We start from the raw sequence: 3849 nt of genomic DNA, 5'->3' as shown, positions 1-3849 counted from the left end.
ATCAAGTTTGGTGACGGCGGTGTCCTACTCTCCCACACCCTCTCAAGTGCAGTACCATCGGCGCTGGTAGGCTTAGCTTCCGGGTTCGGAATGGGACCGGGCGTTACCCTACCGCTATTGCCACCGTCAAAATAACGGGGCCAACCATAACGGTTGGTTTATTCAGTTATCTGGGCCGGTTAGTGTGGTGGCCCAGAATTGTATAGCGGATGCGAACAACAAGTTATAAAAGTTTTTTAAGTGGTCGGCCAATTAGTACCAGTCAGCTCCACCCATTACTAGGCTTCCACGTCTGGCCTATCAACCCCATGGTCTATAGGGGGCCTCACAACACTTAATGTGTCTGGGAAACGTTATCTTGAAGCAGGCTTCCCGCTTAGATGCTTTCAGCGGTTATCCCTTCCGAACGTAGCCAACCAGCCATGCACCTGGCGGTACAACTGGCACACCAGAGGTTCGTCCGTCCCGGTCCTCTCGTACTAGGGACAGCCCTTCTCACGTTTCCAACGCGCGCAGCGGATAGGGACCGAACTGTCTCACGACGTTCTGAACCCAGCTCGCGTACCGCTTTAATGGGCGAACAGCCCAACCCTTGGGACCTACTCCAGCCCCAGGATGCGACGAGCCGACATCGAGGTGCCAAACCATGCCGTCGATATGAACTCTTGGGCAGGATCAGCCTGTTATCCCCGGGGTACCTTTTATCCGTTGAGCGACGGCGCTTCCACAAGCCACCGCCGGATCACTAGTTCCTACTTTCGTACCTGCTCGACTTGTCAGTCTCACAGTCAAGCTCCCTTGTGCACTTACACTCAACACCTGATTACCAACCAGGCTGAGGGAACCTTTGAGCGCCTCCGTTACCATTTAGGAGGCAACCGCCCCAGTTAAACTACCCACCAGGCACTGTCCCTGAACCAGATCATGGTCCAAGGTTAGACATCCAGCACGATCAGAGTGGTATTTCAACAATGACTCCACCATCACTAGCGTGACAGCTTCACAGTCTCCCACCTATCCTACACAAACCGTACCAAACACCAATACCAAGCTATAGTAAAGGTCCCGGGGTCTTTCCGTCCTGCTGCGCGAAACGAGCATCTTTACTCGTAATGCAATTTCACCGAGTTCGCGGTTGAGACAGCGGAGAAGTCGTTACGCCATTCGTGCAGGTCGGAACTTACCCGACAAGGAATTTCGCTACCTTAGGATGGTTATAGTTACCACCGCCGTTTACTGGGGCTTAAATTCTCAGCTTCGACCCAAAAGAGTCTAACCGATCCTCTTAACCTTCCAGCACCGGGCAGGCGTCAGTCCGTATACATCCACTTACGTGTTCGCACGGACCTGTGTTTTTGATAAACAGTCGCTTCTCCCTGGTTTCTGCGGCCATCACCCCTAGCACGTAAAGCGCTTCAAGGATCAGGCCCCCCTTCTCCCGAAGTTACGGGGGCATTTTGCCGAGTTCCTTAACCACGATTCACTCGAACTCCTTAGTATACTCTACCTAACCACCTGTGTCGGTTTAGGGTACGGGCGGCTAGAACCTCACGTCGAGGCTTTTCTCGGCAGCACAGGATCACTCTACTTCGACCATTCGGTCTCATCATCCAGCCTCACTTTATACGTTCCCCGGATTTGCCAAAGGAACAAGCTGCGCTGTTAAACGTGGCAAGCCATAAGCCACGCGGAAGCTACCACTCTGCGTCACCCCTGTTAACACGCTTGCCTACAACAAGATCAGGTCCCCCGCCCCCCACACCACCAACCCCCGAAAGGGCTAGCAATGGGCAGGGATGGTTAGTATCCCCTGCTTCAGCATGGACGGTCCTTCGCCGGTACCAGAATAACAACTGGTTGCCCATCGACTACGCCTGTCGGCCTCGCCTTAGGACCCGACTAACCCAGGGCGGACGAACCTGGCCCTGGAACCCTTAGTTATTCGGAGGACGGGATTCTCACCCGTCAATCGCTACTCATGCCTGCATTCTCACTCGCACTCAATCCACCACACAGTCACCTGGCAGCTTCACCTCAAGCACGACGCTCCCCTACCCAACAAAAAAATTGTTGCCACGGTTTCGGCGGTGTACTTAGCCCCGCTACATTGTCGGCGCGGAATCACTTGACCAGTGAGCTATTACGCACTCTTTCAAGGATGGCTGCTTCTAAGCCAACCTCCTGGTTGTCACAGCAACTCCACATCCTTTCCCACTTAGCACACCCTTAGGGGCCTTAACCGATGATCTGGGCTGTTTCCCTCTCGACAATGGAGCTTATCCCCCACAGTCTCACTGCCACGCTCAACTTAACCGGCATTCGGAGTTTGGCTGATCTCAGTACCCGGTATAAGGGCCATCGACCATCCAGTCGCTCTACCACCAGCAAGCACACGCAACGCTGCACCTAAATGCATTTCGGGGAGAACCAGCTATCACGAAGTTTGATTGGCCTTTCACCCCTAACCACAGGTCATCCCCTCCATTTTCAACTGAAGTGGGTTCGGGCCTCCACACGCTCTTACACGTGCTTCACCCTGCCCATGGCTAGATCACCTCGCTTCGGGTCTAGAACATGCAACTACAACGCCCTATTCAGACTCGCTTTCGCTACGACTACCCCACACGGGTTAACCTCGCCACACATCCTAACTCGCAGGCTCATTCTTCAAAAGGCACGCCATCACCCCCACCAAGAAGGCTCTGACGGATTGTAAGCGCACGGTTTCAGGTACTATTTCACTCCCCTCCCGGGGTACTTTTCACCATTCCCTCACGGTACTATCCACTATCGGTCACACGAAGTATTTAGGTTTACACAGTGGTCTGTGCAGATTCACACGAGATTTCACGAGCCCCGTGCTACTCGGGACAACCACAAAGAGAGCATGAGGTTTCAGCTACAGGACTATCACCCACTACGGTCCAGCTTCCCAACTGATTCGCCTACCCCACACCTTTATCACTCCACGACCCCATGCCGGTAAGGCCACATGGCTCCCACAACCCCGAATGCGCAACGCCCGACAGCTATCACACACACCCGGTTTAACCTCATCCGCTTTCGCTCGCCACTACTCACAGAATATCTCTTCCTACGGGTACTAAGATGTTTCACTTCCCCGCGTCACCCCCAACCACCCTATACATTCAGGTGGCGGTACCCAGAAACAACTCCAGGCAGGTTCCCCCATTCGGACACCCTCGGATCACAGCTCGTATGCCAACTCCCCGAGGCTTATCGCAGGCTACAACGTCCTTCATCGGCTTCGTGTACCAAGGCATCCACCGAACGCCCTTAAACACTTACAAAAACCAAAAGATGCTCGCATCCACTATACAATTCTCAACCACCACACCAACACCACACACAAACCCAAACAAACAGCCTGAAAACTTGCGCATGGGTGGCCAGGGCCTGTTACCCCACACCCCAACAGCATGCCAGCCAATCACATTGCGAACCACTAAAAACCCCACAACAACACCCACAACCACCATGATCGCAGGCACATGAGGCTCCTTAGAAAGGAGGTGATCCAGCCGCACCTTCCGGTACGGCTACCTTGTTACGACTTCGTCCCAATCGCCAATCCCACCTTCGACCGCTCCCCCCAAAAGGTTAGGCCACGGGCTTCGGGTGTTACCAACTTTCGTGACGTGACGGGCGGTGTGTACAAGGCCCGAGAACGTATTCACCGCAGCGTTGCTGATCTGCGATTACTAGCGACTCCGACTTCATGGGGTCGAGTTGCAGACCCCAATCCGAACTGAGACCAGCTTTAAGAGATTAGCTCACCCTCACAGGCTCGCAACCCTCTGTACCGGCCATTGTAGCATGCGTGAAGCC

General features: G+C 54.1%; 1 protein-coding gene and 3 rRNA genes. All 4 read right to left on the bottom strand.

What is annotated here, in order from left to right:
- Positions 1–11: 11 nt before the first annotated feature.
- Positions 12–128, bottom strand: a 5S ribosomal RNA gene (gene rrf, locus HMPREF3174_RS05075).
- A 104-nt stretch (positions 129–232) separates the two neighbouring features.
- Positions 233–3311 (bottom strand): 23S ribosomal RNA (locus HMPREF3174_RS05070).
- The gene (locus tag HMPREF3174_RS09465; RefSeq protein WP_201783186.1) at positions 3306–3512 is read right to left on the bottom strand and encodes a hypothetical protein; all 207 of its coding nucleotides are present in this window, start codon (positions 3510–3512) and stop codon (positions 3306–3308) included. The genes HMPREF3174_RS05070 and HMPREF3174_RS09465 overlap by 6 nt, the downstream gene beginning before the upstream one ends.
- Positions 3513–3526: 14 nt before the next feature.
- A 16S ribosomal RNA gene (locus HMPREF3174_RS05065) occupies positions 3527–3849 on the bottom strand; the annotation flags it as partial.

The sequence above is a fragment of the Trueperella sp. HMSC08H06 genome (assembly GCF_001808465.1).
GTDB classification, from domain to species: domain Bacteria; phylum Actinomycetota; class Actinomycetes; order Actinomycetales; family Actinomycetaceae; genus Trueperella; species Trueperella bernardiae.
The sequence above is the reverse complement of the archived record's forward strand: the minus strand, read 5'-3'. Positions and strand labels throughout refer to the sequence as shown.